Origin of the sequence: Elstera litoralis (assembly GCF_000963705.1) — a bacterium.
Classification (GTDB): domain Bacteria; phylum Pseudomonadota; class Alphaproteobacteria; order Elsterales; family Elsteraceae; genus Elstera; species Elstera litoralis.
The window spans coordinates 1-972 of the sequence record NZ_LAJY01000707.1; the positions used below are offsets into that span (position 1 = coordinate 1).

A 972-nucleotide genomic window follows, 5' to 3' on the forward strand; every position below is an offset into this window, starting at 1 on the left:
GGCGGGCCTGAACGTCGGTTACATCTCCTTCAATACCGAAAAAGCCCCGTTCGGCGATAAGCGCGTGCGCCAAGCGCTGAACCTGGCCGTCAATAAGAAGACCATCCTGGATGCGATTTATCCGGGTGGGATTGGCGAGATTGCCAAAAACCCGATCCCGCCGGTTATCGGCTGGGCCTATAACAACGACATTAAGGATTACGCCTACGATCCGGAAGCGGCCAAGAAGCTGCTGGCGGAAGCAGGCGTTCCGGCCGATACCGAAATCGACCTGTGGGCGATGCCGGTGGCGCGTCCCTATAATCCGGCGGCCAAGCGCATGGCCGAAATCGTTCAGGCGGACTGGGCGAAGGTTGGGATTAAGGCCAAGATCGTTTCTTACGATTGGGCGGAATATCTGAAGCGCGTCCGTGCCGGCGAGCATCAGACCGTCATGCTGGGGTGGACCGGCGATACTGGTGATCCCGATAACTTCCTCTACGAACTGCTCGGTTGCGGTGCGGCGAAGACCGGCGGCAACAATGCCCGTTGGTGTAATCCCGGCTTTGAAGAGCTGATCCAGAAGGCCCGCAAGACCTCGGATCGCGCCGAACGCGGCAAGCTCTACAAAGAAGCTCAGGTGATCTTCAAGGATGAAGCGCCTTGGCTGACGGTTGCCCACGCAGTGCAAACCGTGCCGATGGCGAAGAACGTTGAAGGCTTCAAGGTCGATCCGCTGGGTCACTTCAAGTTCTACGGCGTATCCATGAAGTAGCCTTAGGGGTTTTGTAACGGGAGGGCCGGACGCTTACGCGTTTCCGGCCCTCTCGATTTAAGGCTTGGCGGCTCGCATTTTAATATTTCCGCAAAGCCGTTCGAGGTCTTGCGCGAGACTGCCCCAGGGAACCATTCATCCATGCTGTCTTTTCTTTTTCGCCAGATCGCTCTGACGATTCCCACCTTCATTGGTGTCACGCTGCTGGCCTTCGTGAT

Annotated in this window: 1 protein-coding gene; it reads left to right on the plus strand. The window is 57.4% G+C overall.

All coding sequences use genetic code 11. The features are described 5' to 3' along the window. On the plus strand, positions 1-754 hold a 754-nt coding region (locus VZ95_RS19180), incomplete at its 5' end, for an ABC transporter substrate-binding protein (RefSeq protein WP_045777289.1). Positions 755-972 lie beyond the last annotated feature (218 nt).